This is a genomic window from Pelobium manganitolerans (assembly GCF_003609575.1).
Classification (GTDB): domain Bacteria; phylum Bacteroidota; class Bacteroidia; order Sphingobacteriales; family Sphingobacteriaceae; genus Pseudopedobacter; species Pseudopedobacter manganitolerans.
Map to the genome: position 1 here is coordinate 1 of NZ_MBTA01000011.1, position 19,958 is coordinate 19,958.

Annotated in this window: 16 protein-coding genes and 1 pseudogene; 10 read left to right on the forward strand and 7 right to left on the reverse strand. The window is 41.6% G+C overall.

The genetic code is table 11. The annotated features are described in order from the left end of the window. The 5 genes from BCY91_RS06500 to BCY91_RS06520 form a co-directional block, all read left to right on the forward strand. The coding region (locus tag BCY91_RS06500; protein ID WP_245989019.1) for a DUF3945 domain-containing protein at nt 1-1,461 on the forward strand (1,461 nt) is incomplete at its 5' end. Nucleotides 1,462-1,467: 6 nt separating this feature from the next. Beyond that, a complete protein-coding gene (locus BCY91_RS06505) occupies nt 1,468-3,561 on the forward strand; it encodes a type IA DNA topoisomerase (RefSeq protein WP_120181167.1) in 2,094 nt (697 codons plus the stop codon). Next, nucleotides 3,551-4,432, forward strand: coding sequence for an ORF6N domain-containing protein (locus BCY91_RS06510; protein WP_120181178.1), 882 nt, complete (start codon nt 3,551-3,553; stop codon nt 4,430-4,432). Before BCY91_RS06505 ends, BCY91_RS06510 begins: the two co-directional genes overlap by 11 nt. Before the next feature lie 146 nt (nt 4,433-4,578). After that, nucleotides 4,579-5,016 carry a DUF1896 domain-containing protein gene (locus BCY91_RS06515; RefSeq protein WP_120181168.1) on the forward strand — a complete coding sequence of 146 codons (438 nt, stop codon included), beginning with the start codon at nt 4,579-4,581 and terminating at the stop codon, nt 5,014-5,016. Continuing rightward, on the forward strand, nt 5,003-10,423 hold the full coding sequence (locus tag BCY91_RS06520) for an N-6 DNA methylase (RefSeq protein ID WP_120181169.1): 5,421 nt from the start codon (nt 5,003-5,005) through the stop codon (nt 10,421-10,423). The genes BCY91_RS06515 and BCY91_RS06520 overlap by 14 nt, the downstream gene beginning before the upstream one ends. A gap of 54 nt (nt 10,424-10,477) precedes the next feature. Here the strand turns inward: BCY91_RS06520 and mobC are convergent, their stop codons facing one another. The 7 genes from mobC to mobA all read right to left on the reverse strand — a co-directional run bounded on the left by mobC (nt 10,478) and on the right by mobA (nt 16,531). Continuing rightward, the gene (gene mobC, locus BCY91_RS06525) at nt 10,478-12,478 is read right to left on the reverse strand and encodes a conjugal transfer protein MobC (protein ID WP_120181170.1); all 2,001 of its coding nucleotides are present in this window, start codon (nt 12,476-12,478) and stop codon (nt 10,478-10,480) included. Nucleotides 12,479-12,703: 225 nt separating this feature from the next. Then, entirely contained in the window at nt 12,704-13,228 is a 525-nt protein-coding gene (locus BCY91_RS06530; protein ID WP_245989020.1) for a GNAT family N-acetyltransferase, read from the reverse strand. Nucleotides 13,229-13,237: 9 nt separating this feature from the next. Beyond that, nucleotides 13,238-13,696, reverse strand: coding sequence for a GNAT family N-acetyltransferase (locus BCY91_RS06535; RefSeq protein WP_120181172.1), 459 nt, complete (start codon nt 13,694-13,696; stop codon nt 13,238-13,240). Between the two features lie 16 nt (nt 13,697-13,712). Next, on the reverse strand, nt 13,713-14,042 hold the full coding sequence (locus BCY91_RS06540; protein WP_120181173.1) for a DMT family transporter: 330 nt from the start codon (nt 14,040-14,042) through the stop codon (nt 13,713-13,715). Nucleotides 14,043-14,117: 75 nt separating this feature from the next. After that, the gene (locus BCY91_RS06545) at nt 14,118-14,681 is read right to left on the reverse strand and encodes a Crp/Fnr family transcriptional regulator (RefSeq protein ID WP_120181174.1); all 564 of its coding nucleotides are present in this window, start codon (nt 14,679-14,681) and stop codon (nt 14,118-14,120) included. 126 nt (nt 14,682-14,807) lie between these two features. Beyond that, nucleotides 14,808-16,091 (reverse strand): conjugal transfer protein MobB, encoded by a 1,284-nt coding sequence (gene mobB, locus BCY91_RS06550; RefSeq protein WP_120181175.1) that lies wholly within the window; start codon nt 16,089-16,091, stop codon nt 14,808-14,810. 2 nt (nt 16,092-16,093) lie between these two features. After that, nucleotides 16,094-16,531 carry a conjugal transfer protein MobA gene (gene mobA / locus BCY91_RS06555; protein WP_120181176.1) on the reverse strand — a complete coding sequence of 146 codons (438 nt, stop codon included), beginning with the start codon at nt 16,529-16,531 and terminating at the stop codon, nt 16,094-16,096. Between the two features lie 101 nt (nt 16,532-16,632). Between mobA and BCY91_RS17495 the strand changes: the two genes are divergently transcribed. The 5 genes and pseudogenes from BCY91_RS17495 to BCY91_RS06580 form a co-directional block, all read left to right on the forward strand. Next, on the forward strand, nt 16,633-16,941 hold the full coding sequence (locus BCY91_RS17495; protein WP_131829027.1) for a hypothetical protein: 309 nt from the start codon (nt 16,633-16,635) through the stop codon (nt 16,939-16,941). Nucleotides 16,942-17,231: 290 nt separating this feature from the next. Further along, nucleotides 17,232-17,999, forward strand: coding sequence for a ParA family protein (locus BCY91_RS06565; RefSeq protein ID WP_120180741.1), 768 nt, complete (start codon nt 17,232-17,234; stop codon nt 17,997-17,999). A 12-nt stretch (nt 18,000-18,011) separates the two neighbouring features. Beyond that, on the forward strand, nt 18,012-18,416 hold the full coding sequence (locus BCY91_RS06570; protein ID WP_078704227.1) for a DUF3408 domain-containing protein: 405 nt from the start codon (nt 18,012-18,014) through the stop codon (nt 18,414-18,416). A gap of 2 nt (nt 18,417-18,418) precedes the next feature. After that, complete coding sequence (locus BCY91_RS06575) at nt 18,419-19,054, forward strand: conjugal transfer protein TraD (RefSeq protein WP_078704228.1); 636 nt, start codon at nt 18,419-18,421, stop codon at nt 19,052-19,054. Between the two features lie 30 nt (nt 19,055-19,084). After that, nucleotides 19,085-19,958, forward strand: a pseudogene (locus tag BCY91_RS06580) (hypothetical protein); the annotation flags it as partial.

A 19,958-nucleotide genomic window follows, 5' to 3' on the forward strand; every position in this document is an offset into this window, starting at 1 on the left:
AATAAACAGGAAATGCCCGAACAGCTTTCGGACATATTACTCGTACTGGATAAAGAGAAAATGAAAATCCAGGCAGTAAAGAGTATTGACGAAAACGGGAAAATGGAAACCGTTGAACCCACCAAGAAAAACCAAAACCAGTTTATGCGTGTGGACAAAAGCGGCGATTTCTTTTCCAACTTTTTTTCCAACTTTTTCAGCCAGTTAAAGAACCCCACAAACTTTACTTTCTTCAAAGTACCTGCCCCGGTTGCTGCTGAAAAAGCGCAGGAACTCCAAAAGCACGTAGATAAGCCCACTCCGCAGGGCGAAAAAGTGCTGAAAGAACACGAAGTGAAAGCAGAACCCCAACCTGATAAAAAACAAGAAAATCAAAATAATATGGCAACAGCACAAACAACAACGGAAACAAGCGAATACCGCTACAAGCCGGAGCAGATTGATTGGGACACAATGAAAAACCTCGGATTAAGCAAAGAGTATCTTGAAAAAAGAAACTTGCTTGACCCTCTATTAAGAGGTTACAAAACCAATGAACTCTTACCGATAGGTATTAACCTCGGCGGTTCTATTCTGCGCACGGATGCCCGCTTGTCTTTACAGCAAGCGGAAGACGGCAATGTTATCGTGGCAATACACGGTATCAAAAAAGAGCCTAACCTCCATTTTGAGTTTTTCGGTCACAAGTTTACGGACGAAGACAAGAAAAACCTGCTTGAAACGGGCAATATGGGGCGTGTAGTCAATTTGGTAAATTCTAAAACAGGCGAACTGATGCCGTCTATTATCAGCATTGACAGGCTTACCAATGACGTGGTGGCATTACGAACTGATTTCATAAAAATACCTGATGAGTTAAAAGGTGTGAAACTGAATGACGAGCAAAAGCAAACCTTAATGGAAGGCAAACCGCTTTATCTGGAAGGTATGATTTCTACCAAAGGAACAGAGTTTTCTGCAACGGTACAGTTTAATGCGGACAAACGATATGTAGAGTTCCTGTTTGACAGAAGCAATAACCATCAGCAGGCGCAAACCAACCAACAAAACAATCAACAGGGTAATCAGCAGAATAATCAGCAAAGCCAACCGCAGGAAGCCCCAAAAACTTTCAGGGGCAAAGAACTCGATGATGAGCAGTACAACAAGTTCAAAGCCGGGCAAACCATATATGTGGAATTGAAAGATAAAAAAGACCAACCTTACAAGGGTTATATCACTTTCGACAAAGATACCGGAAAGACCAACTTTGAATTTCCCGGTCAGTATAAAGCACGGGTAGAAACTGCCGAAGCCCATAAAACACAGACAGCCGTTAATTCAGAGGGTAAGACAATTGAAGCAACCAAGAACATCAAAGAGCCTTTGAAGTCCGGGCAACAAAGACCGAAAAATGAAAAGCAGCAGGAACAACAGGAAAAGCCTGAAACTCCTGCAAAATCCAAAGGCAGAAAAATGTAATACAGTATGAAAACAATTATTGCAGAAAAACCAAGCGTAGCAAGGGAGATAGCTGTCTTGTTGGGAGCATCTGAAAAAAAGGACGGCTACCTGACAGGTAACGGCTATTTAGTTACGTGGGCATTCGGTCATTTAATAGGACTGGGAATGCCCGAAGATTATGGGAATACGGGATTTGACAAAGCCGCTTTGCCAATATTGCCTAACCCGTTTTTATTGACCGTTCGCAAGGTCAAAAAAGATAAAGGCTATACTGCCGATACTGGCGCATTAAAGCAACTGAAAGTAATCAAAGAACTGTTCAATAAAAGCGATAGCATTATCGTGGCGACCGATGCAGGTCGTGAGGGCGAACTCATTTTCAGGTACATTTATGAATACCTGAAATGCAACAAGCCGTTTGAACGCCTTTGGATTAGTTCGCTTACAGAAAAGGCAATTAAGCAGGGCTTTGACAACCTGAAAAATGGAAAAGAATTTGACGGGTTATATCAGGCTGCACAAGGCAGAAGCCGTGCCGATTGGCTTGTAGGCATCAACGCTACACAGGCGTTGAGCATTGCCGCAGGCAATGGCATTTACTCGCTCGGAAGAGTGCAAACGCCAACATTAGCTTTGATATGCAAACGCTATCTCGAAAACAAAAATTTCTCTGTAAAGAAATACTGGCAGATACAATTGCTCCATCACAAAGCACAGGTTGATTTCAAAAGTATTTCCGTTACCAAGTGGGATGAAAAGCATCTTGCTGATGATACGCTGAAAGCCATTCAGCGCAGTGAAATTGCAACTGTTACATCGGTAGAAACCAAAAGCGTTACAGAACAACCGCCCTTGCTTTTTGATTTGACGGGCTTGCAAAAGGAAGCCAACAAAAGACTGAAATTATCCGCTGAAGCAACGCTCAATATTGCGCAAAGCCTGTACGAAAAGAAGTTTATTACTTATCCCCGTACCGGGAGCAAATACATACCTGAAGATATGTGGGCAGAAATTCCCAACCTTGTGCGGGCATTGCAGAACCGTGAAGATTGCAAACAAGCCCTTAGCAAAATCAAATGGGGACGGTTCAATAAACGTATCGTGAATGACCTCCGTGTAACGGACCATCACGGTTTATTGATTACCGACAAAGTGCCGTCTGTACTGAATGCAGATGAAGATAAGATTTACAATATGATTGCACTTCGCCTGCTCGAAGCCATATCACAAGCCTGTGTCAAAGAAATAACCGATGTATCATTGCAGGTGTTGCACTATGATTTTACAGCAAAAGGCTGTAAAATTCAGGAAGCGGGTTGGCGTTCCATCAAAGGAAGTTTTACCGATGATGGCGAAGAGCCAGTACAGGAACTACCCGAACTGACTAAAGGCGACGAACTTAAAATAAAGGAAGCTGCCGTTTTGGAAAAGCAAACCAAACCACCAGTGCTTTATACAGAAGCCGGACTTTTATCGGCTATGGAAACCGCCGGAAAAGAAATTGAAAACGAGGAAGAACGGAAAGCCCTGAAAAATATTGGTATTGGTACTCCTGCAACAAGAGCCGCCATTATCGAAACCTTGTTTACCCGCAATTATATCCAAAGGGATAAGCGTTCCTTAATACCTACGGAAAAAGGATTGCAGGTGTACGGGCTTGTTAAAGAACGCAAGATTGCAGATGTAGCTATGACCGCAGAATGGGAACTGGCATTGCAGAAAATTGAAAACAACGAAGCGGATGCAGGAACATTTCAAAAAGAAATGGAAACCTATGCGAAATCTATTACCAATGAACTGCTGCAAACTTCCATTGCAAATACTAATCAGCCAAAATTGACCTGTCCGAAATGCAAAAGTCAGCAACTCATCATTCGTGATAAGATTGTGAAATGTGCTGATGAGGCTTGTAACTGGGTGCAGTTCCGTACCGTCTGCGGGGTACAAATCAGTATCGAAAATATTGTAAGCCTTGTCAATAAAGGCAAAACGGCTTTAATCAAAGGAATGACAAGCAAAGCAGGAAAGAAATTCGATGCTTACATCGTGCTGAAAGAAAATGCAGAAACCTCCTTTGAGTTTGAAAAAAACAAAAGCAATAAGCGTAATGGAAAATAAGCAGCCTATAGTACCCAAAGAAATAAGGAACCTGATTTATACTATTCGGGGCAAACAAGTGATGTTGGATAGCGACCTTGCTTCCTTGTATCAGGTGGAAACAAAGAACCTTAACAAAGCCGTAAAACGGAATATCGAGCGTTTTCCTGCTTCGTTCTGCTTTCAATTGACTGAAAAGGAAGTTGAAAACTTGAGGTTCCAATTTGGAACCTCAAGTTTAAACTACGGGGGAAGACGTTATTTACCCTATGTTTTTACTGAACAAGGGGTTGCAATGGCATCTGCCATACTCCGTTCCGATATAGCGGTAAAAATGAGCGTTCAAATAATGGAAGCCTTTGTAGAAATGCGGCGTATGCTCATTAGCAATGCTTCTTTGTTCCATCGGTTAGATAGTATTGAATTGAAGCAACTGGAAGCCGACCAAAAATTTGAAGAGATTTTTAAGGCTTTGGAAAGCGACAAGCTGCACAGCGAAAAAGGCATTTTCTATAACGGGCAGGTTTTTGATGCCTATGCCTTTGTTTCCGATATTATCCGCAATGCCACAAGTTCCATTATCCTGCTTGATAATTATGTGGATGATACCGTGCTTACGTTATTGGGGAAACGCAAAGACAATGTAACAGCCACAATCCTTACTAAAAATATCAGTAATCAATTACGGTTGGATTTACAACGCTACAATAGCCAATATCCTCCGGTAGATATTGAGCTTTTCTCCGATGCCCACGACCGTTTCTTGATTATTGACCATACAGAACTCTACCACATCGGGGCATCACTCAAAGACCTGGGCAAAAAATGGTTTGCCTTTTCAAGAATGGATATTGAAGTCGGCAGGATGCTTCAAATCTTGAATAAGCCATAAAAATGAACCTCCGAATTATCGGAGGTTTTTTGTTGCCTATTACGCCAAATCCTGCCTTTCAAAGCCAAACCCTGCAACATTCTCATAGGCATTTGCTCCTGCTTCTAATTTTAGGATTTAAGTAAAATTCTAAAACAAAATATAGTATGGATGTACAGCAAAAAGACCTATCGTATTTCAGATTACGACTGCAAGAACTGTTAAACAGTAGCTTCCCCGAAAAGGCACACGACCAAAAATTTATCGACCAGCGTTCTTCGTGGGCTTCCAATGCTTATGAGGGTGCTTTCAGGGCGGGAAACCCCATTGAGCAATGCAATGAAATAGCCAACTACATACTTTTTGAGGGCTTACACTTCTCCAAATTCGACACTGTTTTTCAGGTGGTATGCAATGAGTTTGATACCGTAATGGCAGATGAGGAACTGCGACCGTTTGCCCTTAAAATGTTCCCTGTCTGTGAGGCTGTTCTCGCAGGATATGAATTAACCGATGATTTCGCCTACGGTTATGAGTTTGATTTACTCTATACCGAACTGACTGGAACCATCGCAATATGGATAGAGGAAAATGGGCTTCAGTAAGAAGCAACATCTCCAACAGAATATTGATGCCCTGCGAATTGCTTTTAAACTGGAAAAGGAGAAACGGCAAGCCACCGTAGGCGAAAGACTGCTAATGATGCAATACAGCGGATTTGGCGGTCTTAAATTCGTGCTGAACCCCATAGCCAACGAAATAGACATCAATCATTGGAGAAAAACCGAACACGACCTTTTCCCTATTACGCAGGAACTCCACCAACTGCTCAAAGAAAATTCCGAAGACGATAAGCAATACCGCAGGTATGTGGACAGTATGAAAAGTTCCGTACTGACAGCTTTTTATACACCGCCACAGGTAATAGATGCGATTTCCGCAACCTTGCGTGAAAGAGGTCTGAACATTGATAAATTCCTTGAACCGTCCGCAGGTATCGGCTCATTCGTACAGTCCTTTTCGGAAAACCAACAAAGTATTACCGCTTATGAAAAAGACTTGCTCACAGGCAAGATTTTAAAACAGCTTTACCCCGAAAGCAATATCCGTGTAAGTGGTTTTGAAGAAATTCTCGAAAAGGAACAAAACAGCTATGATGTAATTGCCAGCAATATACCATTTGGCGATACTTCCGTTTTCGACCTTTCCTATTCCCGTAGCAGGGACAGTGCAAAAGTACAGGCAGCCCGAAGCATACACAATTACTTTTTTCTGAAAGGTGCTGATATGCTCCGTGAGGGCGGTTTGTTGGTTTACATTACTTCACAGGGCATTCTGAACAGCCCTAAGAACGAACCCATACGCAAGGCGTTAATGCAGGATAATAATCTGGTTTCGGTTGTTCGCTTACCCAACAATCTTTTTACAGAATATGCAGGTACAGAAGTCGGAAGCGACCTGATTATCCTGCAAAAGAATACGGCAAAACAAAATCTGACCGAAAGGGAAGATCTGTTTTGCCAAAGCAGGCAAACAGAATACAATACACCTGGTAATGCACTCTTTCAGGACAACACAAGGATTGTGCATACCGAACGTAAATTAGATACCGACCCATACGGACAACCTGCATTAATCTATACGCATAAAGACGGCGTTGAGGGAATTGCCAAAGATTTAAAACAAATGCTTTCCGAAGATTTTGGCAAGCACCTGAATATAGGTTTGTACAAAGGCGAACGGAACGATGAACCTATAATACAAATTCCGATTGAACCAACGGTTACACCTCCGGTTATTGAGCCTGTAATCATTCAGCCAAAACCGCAACCTGTACCCACGCCTGTAACCCATCGGGAAAGCCCACAGGAATTAAAGCAACTAAGCATCTTCGACCTGTTTGAAAATGCGGACGAACCTGTAATGGTTGCTGCTCCGCCCAAAAGAACCACGCAAGCCAAAAGGCAAAGCACTAAAACAAACCGCCGTGCAATAGGTCGCCAAACCGACCTGTTCAGTGCGATGCAACAACCTTATACGCCTCCTGTTACTAATAGACCTACCAATGGAAATACATCAGCCAACGGCAAAAAACAGGAAGTTATCGGCGACCTGTTTTCAAGTATCAATGAGAATGGCCAAGCTGATAAGCCAGCTATTCCCGATACCATTCCCGAACCTGCTCCGTACAGTGGCAAACTGCAATCGTTCCATCGCAACGATTGCCTTGTGGTGGATAATGGTTGGGTCGGTCATCTGCAAGATGTAGATATAGCAGACGGTACGGCTGTATTCCACCCTTTACAGTTACCGACCTTACAGAAAGCAAGAGCCGAAGCGTATATCGGGGTGCGTGATGTTTACCAACAGCTTTACACAAAAGAGGCACAGCATCAGACCGAATACAAAGAAGAAAGGGAAAACCTTAATCGCCTTTACGATGCCTTTATTAAAAGGTACGGCAACCTCAACAGTGCCGATAATATCAAGCTCATCAAAACGGATAGTTCCGGTAAGGAAATCCCTTATTTGGAACGTGTTATTGGTGGCGTGGTACACAAAGCCGATATATTCAGCAGACCTGTTAGTTTTTCTACTATAACCATAGCAACGGATAATCCCGAAGAAGCGTTATCAGCTTCGTTGAACAAGTACGGAAGCGTGGATTTGGACTTTATGTCCGAAATCAGCGGTATGCCTGACGATGCTTTGAAAGAAGCCTTACACGGTCGTATCTACTACAATCCACTTCAAAAGGAATATGAAATAGCCGAACGCTGGATTGCAGGGAACGTAGTGGAAAAAGCGGAGAAAGTCAGAGCCTATCTCGAAAGCAATCCCGATGATACACAAGCCAAAGAAAGCCTTACCGTATTAGAGGAAGCAAGACCAATACGAATTGAATTTGAAGAACTCGATTTTAATCTGGGCGAACGCTGGATACCCACAGGTATTTATGCCCGGTTTGCATCGCACCTGTTCGATGCAGAAGTCCGTGTCCATTATTCCGACAGTGCCGATGACTTTTCCGTAACCTGCAAACAGAAGAACGTACACATTTGGGAGAAATACGCCGTCAAAGCCCAAAGCCGGACGTATGATGGGATTGCCCTGCTCAAACACGCCCTTGTCAATACCACGCCCGATATTTCAAAAACAATAACGGTTGAAGGCAAAGATGTCAAAGTGCGGGATATGGAAGCCATACAAATGGCGAATACTAAGATTGATGAAATCCGCAACGCCTTTACCGATTGGCTTCACGCCCAAAACGATGAGTTCAAAACAAGGCTGACCGACCAATATAATGATACGTTTAACTGTTTCGTCCGCCCTAACTACGACGGCACACATCAGGAGTTTCCGGGATTAGACTGCAAGGGCTTAGGCATTAATGACCTGTATTCGAGCCAAAAGGATGCCGTTTGGATGATAAAGCTCAACAACGGGGCAATTTGCGACCACGAAGTAGGTGCAGGAAAAACGTTGGTAATGTGTACGGCTGCACAGGAAATGAAGCGTTTGGGGTTAGCCCATAAGCCTATGATTATCGGGCTGAAAAGCAATGTTCACGAAATTGCCGAAGCCTACCGCACGGCTTACCCACACGCAAAAATTCTGTTTCCTGGCAAGGAAGATTTTACGCCCCAAAAACGCCTGCGGATTTTTGGCGACATTAAAAACAACGATTGGGATTGTGTGATACTGACACACGACCAATTCGGAATGATACCGCAATCGCCCGAAATTCAAAAAGAAATACTCCAAATAGAATTAGACAGCGTAGAGCGTAACCTCGATGCCCTGCAATCGCAAGGCAAGGAAGTTACCAGAGGGATGCTTGCCGGAGTAATCAAGCGGAAAGAAAACCTCGAAGTCAAGCTCAAAACCCTGCAACACGATATTGAAAACCGAAAAGATGATGTGGTGGATTTTAAGATGATGGGCATTGACCACTTGTTCGTTGATGAAAGCCACCAATTCAAAAACCTGATGTTCAACACAAGGCATACAAGGGTTGCCGGATTGGGCAATGTGGACGGAAGCCAAAAAGCATTGAACCTGCTCTTTGCTATCCGTACTATTCAGGAGCGTACCAATGCGGATATGGGAGCAACCTTTCTTTCAGGAACTACCATCAGCAACTCATTAACGGAACTATATCTGCTGTTCAAATACCTGCGACCACGGGCATTGGAAAAACAGGGCATTCATTCTTTTGATGCGTGGGCAGCTATCTATGCAAGGAAAACGACCGATTATGAATTTTCTGTTGCTAACAACATTGTAGCTAAAGAACGTTTCCGATACTTTATCAAAGTGCCGGAACTGGCACAATTCTACTCCGAAATTACGGATTACCGAACGGCAAAAGATATAGGAATTGACCGCCCCAATAAGAACGAGGTGTTGTACAATATACCGCCTACTCCCGACCAGGAAGAATTTATCCAAAGTCTGATGGAATTTGCAAAAACAGGAAAAGGAGAACTACTCGGAAGAGCACCTTTATCTCCATCGGAAGAAAAAGCAAAGATGCTCATCGCAACGGACTACGCCCGTAAAATGTCTTTGGATATGCGGATGGTAAGCGGTGCGTATGATGACCACCCCGATAACAAGGCTTCGCATTGTGCGGCAAACATTACCAAGTATTACAACCAATACAACGCACAGAAAGGAACACAGTTCGTTTTCTCCGATTTGGGAACCTACAAGCCGGGCGAATGGAATGTGTACTCCGAAATCAAACGCAAGCTCGTGGAAGACCACGGCATACCTGCAAACGAAATCCGTTTTATACAGGAAGGCAAAAATGATAAGCAACGTAAGGAACTTATCAAAGGAATGAACGAGGGCAAAATCCGTGTGTTGTTCGGTTCCACAAGTATGCTCGGAACTGGCGTGAACGCACAGAAAAGAGCCGTTGCCGTTCATCATCTCGATACGCCGTGGCGACCAAGCGACCTTGCTCAAAGGGACGGCAGAGCCGTTCGAAAAGGTAATGAGATTGCCAAATTCTTTGCCGATAACAAAGTAGATGTGATTATCTATGCCGTAGAAAAATCATTGGATAGTTACAAGTTCAATCTGTTGTACAATAAGCAACTTTTTATAGACCAATTAAAAAACAATAACCTCGGCAAACGTACTATTGACGAGGGCAGTATGGACGAAAAATCGGGAATGAATTTTTCGGAATACGTGGCTATCCTATCAGGAAATACAGACCTGTTGGATAAAGCCAAATTGGAAAAACAGATTGCCGGGTTGGAAAGCGAAAAACAGGCGTTCAACCGTTCAAAGTATAGTGCGAAGTACAAATTGGAAGATTATACGGAAATGTTGCAAAGCACTCAATCTCGTTTAAACCGTATGAGCCTTGATTGGAATAATCTGCAAGAGCGTATCCAAAAACGGTCAGACGGTACAATCGTAAATCCTGTACAGTTGGATGGCTTACCGCCCAATGCCGATATTAAACAAATCGGTGCAAAACTCAACCAGATTGCGGACAAAGCCCGAACCGGAGGTCAGTATGAAGAAATCGGTACGTTATACGGATTTACGCTTTTGGTAAAAACGGAAATGTCCGAAAAAGAGGGTGTGGATATAAGGGTAAACCGTTTTTTGGTACAGGGCGAGGGCAATATCAAATATACCTACAACAACGGTGTGATTGCTAAAGATGAAAAGCTGGCTGCTACGAACTTCCTTAATGCACTGGAGAAATTGCCCGGCTATATCGAGCAGGAGCACAAGAAAATTACGGAGATACAAAAAGACCTGCCCATTCTTCAGGAAGTGGTTAACGGTACTTGGTCGAAAGAAAGTAAACTGGGCGAACTCAAAACGGAACTGGCTGCCGTAGAAAGAAAGATACAGCTATCTATTACACCAGAAACCAAACAAGATGCTCCGGAGCAGGCAGAAAAGCAGAAAGAAGCTCCAAAGGTTCAGGAAAGCATTATACGGACAAAAGGTATTCATTTGCCTCGTGGCGTATTGTAAAACCTGAACGGGCAGGCAATAAAAAAGGGAGGTCATTTAAGCCTCCCTTTTAAATTATCCGTCCTGTACCAAATGCTGCAAGTTCGGGTCATTCTTGATACGCTCCATTTCGCTAACAACAATATTCAGGATGTCTTTTTTTATCTGTTTGTAATTGCTTTCAATTTCCTGCTTCATTTTATCCTCGCCCTGCTCATTTACAAAAGATAAGATTTGGGGTATCTTTTGGTAGGCTTTGGTTTCGGCGGCTACCTTTTCATTATCTACCACGATTTCGGCGTGAAATATCTTTTGCTCGATACGTTCATCAAAGTTATCCGATACAGAACCGACAAACATACCCTGTGTAAGCGTTGAAATTTTGGAAGCCGGAATAAGGCTGTCTAACTGTGTGGAAATAGAGGTGGATTTATCATTGCGGTTAATGGTCATACTCTGACGTTTCTGTAATACTTTACCGAAACGCTCCGAAAGACTTTTTGCCGTTTCTCCAACCACCTGACCACTGAATATATTACCTACCGTATTCTGTATTACCTTGCTTTCCTTGTCGCCGTAATCCCTCGTTAATTGCGAAAAATCCTGGAAGCCCAAACATACTGCCACCTTATTACTTCTCGCAGTTGCAATAAGATTATCCAGTCCTCTGAAGTAAATCGTGGGTAACTCATCTATGATAACCGAACTCTTTAATTGTCCTTTTTTGTTGATGAGCTTGACAATTCGGGAATTGTACAACCCTAATGCTGCTGAATAAATATTTTGGCGGTCGGGATTGTTACCCACGCACAAAATCTTCGGCTCGTTCGGGTTATTGATGTCGAGTGTAAAATCATCCCCGGTCATTACCCAGTACAACTGCGGGCTAATCATTCTTGACAAAGGTATTTTTGCCGATGCTATCTGCCCTTGTAACTGGTCTTGTGCGCCACCTTGCCACGCATCCATAAAGGGCGACAAATAGTTTTCCAAATCGGGGTATGAGGTTAAAATCGTGAATACGTCCGAATACTTTTTGTTCAGCAATTCAATGGCGTGTGGGAACGTACAATACTTGCCATCCTCATAGATTTTCAGATACCAAATAATAGCAGCTAAAAGAATAATTGGGCTTTCCACGAAAAAATCGCCTTGCTTCTGTATCCACGACCTGTTGAGGTTTAGCATTATGGTATAAGCCGCTTCGTAAGCATCAGAAATGTCGGTCATAAAATCGGGATTGAGTGGATTACAACGGTGGCTCTTGCGTGGGTCGTCGAAATTTATCACGTAAAATTTCGGCTGTACCTTGTATTTATCCCGGTGCTTTAGTAAATGATTGTAGGCGATAGTCGAAAGGTCGTCAAACTTGAAATCGTAGATGTACATACTAAAGCCTTTTTCTATCTGCTGCTTGATGTAGTTGTTTACGATGGCATAAGATTTACCGGAACCCGGAGTACCCAACACGATTGATGCCCTGAAAGGATTTACAATGTTTATCCAACCGTTGTTCCATTTGCCTTTGTAGTAAAATTTGGTGGGCAGGTTGACGGAATACTCGTTTTCCATCAGCTTGGTTTCCTGTTGAAAGCTCTCGTTTTCGTTATTGAAAACATCGTCCATTAGGTTGGTACGGAGCAATCGGCTCATCCATACGCCTGCCATCAGCAAGGCGATATAACCTAACGAGATAGTAAGAATATACAGAAATGTGCTTGTTGCGGGGGATAGCTTTAGCAATGGTGTGTTCAGGAAGAACAGCGCAAAGCCAATGCCCAACGCCACATAAATTTTAGACCAGGTTATCTTCTCATTCTTTACACCCTTTGTCCCTAAGCAACTCAAAGCCAGTAAAACCAAAGCGAATGCTTTTGTATAAAGGGTATGTGAAAACAAGCCCGCCGTACGGTCGAAATTGCCTAACATCTTGTTGATTACTTCCAACGTCCAGCCACGTTCTAAAAAGAAACCGTAGCAGAACCAATAAAGGTGCATCAGCACCAAAAGAATACTGACTGCCCGCATAAAAGCCATTATTTTGGCAAGCCCTCTTAAATCGTCTTCTCCCTGCATTATTTTAAGTTTTAATGTTCGGGCGTGAATTTAAAGGCTGTTGCTGTCGGCTCTTAAAATATGGCAGTAAGTGGCGTTGTGTGGCAGTATTTGGCAGATTAGTATAAAATGAAAAAGGTAGCAAATCGCTACCTTTTCAACCTTATTGTAAAATTGATTTTGTCCTTATTCTTTCTCAAAAGTAACGGCTTCGTCCATCTCGCCCCTTGTGAGGCTCAATTTAATTTACAAAATCCTCTCTTCTAATTTTAATTTCATCATTATATCGGTTTGTTCATCATCGCCTAATTTGAAAATATGCTTGTCAAATTCAACAAAACCATTTTTCTTATAAAAGCTGATTGCCCGAGGATTTTCTTCCCAAACACCTAACCAAACGTAGTGTGCATTTTTCTGTTTGGCAATTTCAATAGCTTTTTCATAAAGCACTTGTCCGACTTTTTTACCGTGAAATTCCTTTAAAACATAAATGCGTTCAATTTCAAGTGCTGTGTCGTCTTGCAATTCTGTTTGCGATTGCCCGAAATTGATTTTCAAATAACCAACTAATTCGTTTTCAGATAAGGCAAAATAAAACTCGGAACTTTCATTGTTCAATTCTTCTATTAGCTTTTCATTGGAAAATCCCTCCTCTAAATATGTTGTCATATTCTCTTCTGTATTACTCGAAGAAAATGTTTCTGAAAATGTTTGTCTGCCTATCTGTTGCAGTTGTTCAATATCGTTTAATGTTACTTTTCTTATTTCCATTGGTTCCATCTATTTTAAATTCCATTCGTAGTTAAGCCATTCGGTATTTTCTCTTGCTCCTAATCGTTCATAAAATTTCACTCCTACTTTATTCCACGGTGCAACCGTCCATTTTATTTGACTGCAATTATTTTGTTCTGCTTCAGTTTTTAACGCATTCATTAGTTGTTCGCCAATTTTCTGACCACGATAATTTTCGTCCACATAGAGCTCTTTCATATAAATAGCAGGACGGTTTTGGGCTGTATAAGGAAGAAAATAATAAACCAACATTCCTGCGATTTTATCATTATCTTCTGCCACAAGGCAATAAAAATCGGGTGGGTTTTTCTTAAATCCGCTGTTTCTGACAATTTCGGGTGTAATGGCAAAACTGTCAATGTATTTTTCAAAAACAGCCAATTCTTTCATTAAATGCCAAACTTTCTCGCTGTCCTTTTCTTCGGCTTTTCTTATTGTTATATTCATTTTTTTAAAACATTATTTAATGAGCTGATACGGCTTTCAGCCCGACAATCGAGCCTATTAAAGTGATAAGAAAAAGTATTCGCAGAAATGTTGCAGGCTCTTTAAATACAAGAATACCGACTAAAACTGTTCCGACTGCTCCGATACCTGTCCATACGGCATAAGCCGTTCCGATGGGCAAAGTTTGGGTTGCTTTAATCAAAAGTCCCATACTCATAGTAAGGGTAACGAGAAAACCTGCATACCACAAATACATTTCATTTCCTGTTGTTTCTTTTGCTTTTCCCAAACAGAATGCAAAAGCCACTTCAAACAACCCTGCTACAACTAAAATTATCCAATTCATTTCCTTTGTTCTTTATCTGCAAAGGTCGGAAACGGAATTGAGGTGAAATTTTACAAATGATAAAAAATGAGCCGTTCACTTTATTTCTGCCCTAATTCTGCTCAAACTGACTTGTGTTATACCTAAATAAGAAGCAATGTGTCCTAATTGCACTCGCTGGACTATATCGGGACTGTTTTTCAAAAGTTCCTTATATCGTTCGGTAGCTGTTCGGACTTGTCGAGAAATAAGCCTTTCTTCTGTTTTTATAAGTTCTTTTTCGGCAAATCTTCGCCCCCAATTTGCAATATGTATATCATTCTCAAAAAGTCTTTGTAAGACTGTTGTTTTCAGTTTATATAATTCGCAATCTTCCAACAACTCTACATTTTCATATCCTTTCTGATTGGCTATATAGCTTTTCATTGAAATAATAGTATCGCCCTCTTTGCCAAACCAAAAAGTGATTTCATCATTATCTTTATATGAATATGCTCTTGCTACACCTTTCTTTATAAAGTAGATGTTCTTTTCAATTTTATCAGCTCTCAAAAGAATATGCCCTTTTTTATATTTAACCTCTGTAATTGATTTCTTGAGCAATTCTTTTGAAGTATCTGGAAGCGGATATATATTCTCAAGTAAAAGGTCTATGTTCATTAATCCAATGCTGATTTGTTGTAACAAAATTACAAAATAAAAAAATGAGCTTCGTTATATGTGGTGTGAAGACTGAAGCTGTACAACCTTAAAAATGAAACATATATTTCAATCAATAGATATTTTTTACAACCTACTACCTTTCTTCTTTTTCTTCTTCATTTTATTGGCAAAATCCTGTTCCTCGTAATCTTCGCCCTGGGCTTCGGGCAATAAGCCTCCCAGTGCTTCAATCAAACCATCTTCGTGTTTACCAGTAGTTAAGAAGTCGAACAAATGGTGTGGTTCTTCCGCAGGAAGATCCGCATCATTTGATGTAGATATTTTCGGTTGTAATTCAACTGGCTCTTTAATCTCCGGTTTGATATTATTGTTCCAATAATCATTAAAGGCATTGGCAGAAAGTTCCTTGCTCAAACGTGAACCGTTCCAAACCGCTTTAGAATTGTGGTCTATAAATGTCATTCCGTAAATACGCCCTGTATCATTCCTCCGCACCACTACGTTAATTCCCTGCTCGGCTAATTGCTTCTTAAAGCCCATTTCATCAGTTGTTGATTTCAAGGCAATGGTAACGGCTGATTGTAAGGTCTGCTTGGTTGGACTATCTTTTAAATCCGTTTTGCATTTCGCAAAATACAGTTCCAAAGCCGGAAGCCCTGCATCTTTACCAAACAAAGAAGCCTTGAACGGATGCCCGGCTCTTTCGCCTTTCTCGTTTAAAGGAATGTATAATAAACCCTGCCGTAGCTGCCCCTGCAATTCGCCCTCTACTTTTTCGGTGGTAATATTGAACAGGGAAAGCAAGGCATTGTATTCGCCCAAAGTCTGAAACTTATAGTAATTTGGTAAGTGGCGAACTACTGAAGCGATTTGACTTTTCACATCTCCAGCTTTGTAGTTTACCGGGCGGAAAACCTTGTCGTTCTGCCGATGCTCCTTATCAGTTGCGGGTATCAATCCGTGTTTTCTTTCCAACTCACGGCACACATTCATAGACCGCATTTTCTCGAACTTGTCCGAAATCTTTTTACCCTCTTCGTCCACGCAAACCGATACAATGTGTATATGGCTGCGGTCAATATCCGTGTGTTTGAACACCACAAAAGGCTGTTCTCCGTAACCCATTTCCCGCATATACTGTTCTGCCATCTCCCTAAACTTATCATCGCTTACTTTATCATTCGGGTCAGGATTGAGCGAAATATGCAACGTATGTTTTTCGGTATTGCGGTTGGCTATCAGGTAAGGCGCAAAAGACTGGGCTAATTGTGCAACGGAATAATGCCCGTTAGCGGTTTCAATCATCTTATTGGCAAACAAAATCTGTCCGTTTTCATTCTCCACTTTGAGCTGATTGTACGCCAATGCTCCGTATAAATTTCCGCTTCTACCGATTTTCGCTATCATTTCTAAGGCTGTTTTTTCAGGTACTTTGCTTCAAATTCCTCGGTTAGCTGAATAATTTTTTGGCATAGCATCGCCATTTCAGCCGTCTGTTTTTCCAATTTGTAGAGGAACGCTGCCGCTTTTTTCTCGGAAAAATGCTTGTACAACAGCTTTACAATCTGGTTATAATTTACACCTATGGAACGGAACTGGCTGTGAAAAGAGGTTAGCCGCATATAAAAATCAACCGTTCCTTTGTCAATCTGAATGGTCTTTATGGTCTTGTCAAAGATGCAGGACGTTATGAAATGCGCCTTTACCTGCATACCTGATTTATCAAACAGGGTAAGAAAACGGGCGTGTTCCTGCTCGTTAAAGGAAATCGTATAGCGGATGGTCGCCGGGTCTTCTTTTGGGCGGCGTCCGGTCTTTTTCAATTGCTTTTTGTTGTTATCGTTCATCACTAATCCATTTTAAAATCCATACAAAACCCTGACTTCGGAAGGTGTTTTCTGCCCCCTGCAAAGGGCAAGTTGTTTTGAGCATCGGAAATCATTCCGAGATGCTCAAAACACAACTTGCCGTGTTCTGTAGAACACAAAAATCCGCCCTGCGGGACGGATTAAATGTAACAGGGAAAAACGGCTCGATGCCGTTCCCGTTGCCCTCCGATTTGTCAAAAGAATTTTGCATAAATCCATTAATAAAAATCATTGTACAAAGTAAAGCCCTGTTTACGAAAGCATTGTACTGTATAGCAGTGCCAAACACTGCCTTTGAACGCCAAACACTGCCACACCGCAATCAGCGGGCAAATCAATCGCTTTATTTGCCGTATAATTTTAGTGCAGGTAGTAAAAAATGTATCTAAACAAAGAAGAAAATCAGGTTTGCAAACAAGCGGTTTGGAATAAAAGCATAGGGTTTTAAAAGCATAAAACAATAAAAGTGTAAAAGCATAAAAGCGGTAAAGCAATTTACCTGTTGCAAGTTTTGCCACTTGCTAAAGAATGTGCCTTACAAGGCAAAAATGAAAGCAGATACCTATGCAGGAAAGTACCCAAAAGGGAATGCAGGAATATAGGAATGAGGTAATAATCAGATAAACCAATATTCAATCCTGCAAAACAAATAAAGTGTGTAACAATAAATTTTTAAATAATGGAAACAACAAAGAAAACTTTAAAAATCAGCTTCTCCACCCAAAAAGGCGGTGTGGGAAAATCTACAATGACCACTTTACTGGCAAGTGTGCTTCACTACCGTTTAGGTTTTAATGTGCTGGTGATGGACTGCGACTTTCCGCAACACAGCCTGACCAATATGCGTGAACGGGATAAGAGAACCATAATGCAGAACGACTACCATAAAAAAGCGGCAATGAAGCAGTTTCAAGCAATCAACAAAAAAGCGTACCCGATTATTAAATGTAAAGCTGAAACGGCTCTGGAGAAAGCATCGGAATACAGAAGCCAGTCGGCGGTTGTGCCAGATGTGATCTTCTTCGACCTGCCGGGAACAGCCAATACTAAAGGCGTTTTGACCACTTTAAAAAAAATGGACTTCATCTTTTCGCCCATTACTGCCGACCGTTTGGTAGTGGAAAGTACATTGGGCTTTACCAAAGCCTTTCTCGGACTTCCCCAAACGGACGAGGGCAATCCCGAACAAGAGATGTGGCTGTTTTGGAACCAGGTGGACGGCAGGGAAAAAACAGGTTTGTATGATGTGTATCAAAGTGTCATCAAGGAACTCAACCTGCCCATAATGGAAACAAGGATAATGGATAGCAAGCGTTTCCGAAAGGAAACAGACGATACAGGTAGTTATGTATTCCGGTCAAGTTTGCTGCCTGCCGAACCACAGTTAATGAAAGCAACTAAAATGGATTTGTTTGTCGAGGAATTTTTAAAAATCACTCATCTATAAAAATAGTAAAGTATGGCTTCAGATAACAAAAACAACGATTTTGAAAAGCCCAATGTTGATGAGGAATACCTTATGAACGTCATAAGCGGCGATGAGCCTGTTGCTCCACCGAGCAATAACAAAAAGCAGGATGTACCAAAGGAAACAAAGCCCAGGGAAAAAGCCCGTAACAGTTCATCAAAGAAAGCGGACTACGAGGAAACATTTTTGGTCAATCGGTTTCCATCGGGGCGTAACGGCAAGGTAGTTTACATACGCCCTGAATACCACGAAAGATTGCTCCGCATCGTGCAACTGACAAGAGAGGAAAGAACAACGCTTTACTCTTACATTGACAACATTCTTGAACATCATTTCAGAGAGTACGGGGACGATATTACCGATTATTTCAACGACCATTTTAAACCCATTTTGTAGCTATGGAAATAGTAATTGTGATATGCCTGCTGATTGTCATTGTACTGCTATTGCAGGATAAGATTGTCATTCATAAAAGGTCGAAACAAGAACCTCCGCAGAAGAAAGTCAATCCGAACCTGCCCGATATTATGGGCCAACCAAAACCCGTAGAACGCCTTTCAGTGCCAAACACTGCCACTGAACGCCAAATTCAGGAACCGGAGATAAACCCTGCTAATTTAGACATTGAATACGACGAAAATGAAAACGTAGGTATTCAAATTCCGCAGGAAGAGCTGGACGAAGTTTTCAGAAAGATACCTGATTTGGAAGAAGAGGAAGAAGAATGGAACAGGTACGGAATATCCGGTGGTGATGACGGTTTTGCCCAAGGGGTTACCTTTGAAGAACTAAGCTCCGTGGGGGTGTTGCTCCAAAAAGAAGAATTGGAACCAGCCCAAAAGGAAACAGCGATAGCCATAGTTCAAAAAATACAGGGAACCGAATTATTCAGCCTATTGGAAAATTCTATGGAAGATGCTTCCCGAAGAATAGCCGAGCTTTTGGATAGCACCCTTTCATCTGAAACGGAAGACAGTTCTTCCACTTTGCGGAAAAGTGATTTGAGTGATTTTGACATTGGGGAGTTTGTATAGACTTTCCTTTGTCTTTTAAAATAAGAAAATATGGAAAATGGATTGCCAAATACTAATATAGAACCGGGCAGTTTGCTTGATCTGCGTTTGAATAAAGGCATACTACCTACTATTGATATTGCAGGTCATACATTCTATGTGGATTTACGCATGAACAAACTACGGCCAAAGGACGACTTTATATCCAAAGGCATAGACTTTACTGAAATAAAAGACTACTATGATCGTGACAGACGGGCATTTGTTATTCCCTATAATCCAACAAAACGCGAATTTCAACAGGACGATGTTTCTAAAATGACCGAACTGCCTACTGATATTATCATAGTGCAGTTTCCCAATCAGTATGAATTGGATATAGTGGGATGGAATAGAAAGCATGATAATAGCCTAACTGATCAGGATGTGAAACAAATGCACTTTGAAGCGCGTACCCTGCCGTGGATAGATACCAATGTGATTGAGCATATAAAACGTAATGTCGCTGAACAGCTACAACCAAAAGAAGAATATATTGTCAACCAACCAAAGGACAATCTGTATAAGATACCCACGGATACACAAAGGGGACTTCCGACACATAAAGTATTCGGAACAGAATTTATAGTGGATGTAAATCAATTGGAACTCCGTGAAAAAGCCAATCCGAAAAATGTAATTTCTCTATCCGATATGGAAGAAAAAGCAGTACAAGGTTACAGATTTTGGTATAGCCCAAACACTAAGGGCTTGACAACGTACGCCGAACCGGGAGCAAAATTGGCAGAGATACCTGACTTTGTAAAACTTGACCCGATCGGAATGGCAAAAAAGCATAACATTTCAGAAGACAAAATCGATGCTATGGACGATTTCAAACTAATGGTTGATCAGGATGCGTTCGATAAAATTGCTTACAAAGGTA

Coding starts and splice junctions, on each gene's coding strand:
- BCY91_RS06505 (WP_120181167.1), top strand. CDS start 1,468: ATGAAAACAATTATTGCAGAAAAACCAAGCGTAGCAAGGGAGATAGCT.
- BCY91_RS06510 (WP_120181178.1), top strand. CDS start 3,551: ATGGAAAATAAGCAGCCTATAGTACCCAAAGAAATAAGGAACCTGATT.
- BCY91_RS06515 (WP_120181168.1), top strand. CDS start 4,579: ATGGATGTACAGCAAAAAGACCTATCGTATTTCAGATTACGACTGCAA.
- BCY91_RS06520 (WP_120181169.1), top strand. CDS start 5,003: ATGGGCTTCAGTAAGAAGCAACATCTCCAACAGAATATTGATGCCCTG.
- mobC (WP_120181170.1), bottom strand. CDS start 12,478: ATGCAGGGAGAAGACGATTTAAGAGGGCTTGCCAAAATAATGGCTTTT.
- BCY91_RS06530 (WP_245989020.1), bottom strand. CDS start 13,228: ATGGAAATAAGAAAAGTAACATTAAACGATATTGAACAACTGCAACAG.
- BCY91_RS06535 (WP_120181172.1), bottom strand. CDS start 13,696: ATGAATATAACAATAAGAAAAGCCGAAGAAAAGGACAGCGAGAAAGTT.
- BCY91_RS06540 (WP_120181173.1), bottom strand. CDS start 14,042: ATGAATTGGATAATTTTAGTTGTAGCAGGGTTGTTTGAAGTGGCTTTT.
- BCY91_RS06545 (WP_120181174.1), bottom strand. CDS start 14,681: ATGAACATAGACCTTTTACTTGAGAATATATATCCGCTTCCAGATACT.
- mobB (WP_120181175.1), bottom strand. CDS start 16,091: ATGATAGCGAAAATCGGTAGAAGCGGAAATTTATACGGAGCATTGGCG.
- mobA (WP_120181176.1), bottom strand. CDS start 16,531: ATGAACGATAACAACAAAAAGCAATTGAAAAAGACCGGACGCCGCCCA.
- BCY91_RS17495 (WP_131829027.1), top strand. CDS start 16,633: ATGCTCAAAACACAACTTGCCGTGTTCTGTAGAACACAAAAATCCGCC.
- BCY91_RS06565 (WP_120180741.1), top strand. CDS start 17,232: ATGGAAACAACAAAGAAAACTTTAAAAATCAGCTTCTCCACCCAAAAA.
- BCY91_RS06570 (WP_078704227.1), top strand. CDS start 18,012: ATGGCTTCAGATAACAAAAACAACGATTTTGAAAAGCCCAATGTTGAT.
- BCY91_RS06575 (WP_078704228.1), top strand. CDS start 18,419: ATGGAAATAGTAATTGTGATATGCCTGCTGATTGTCATTGTACTGCTA.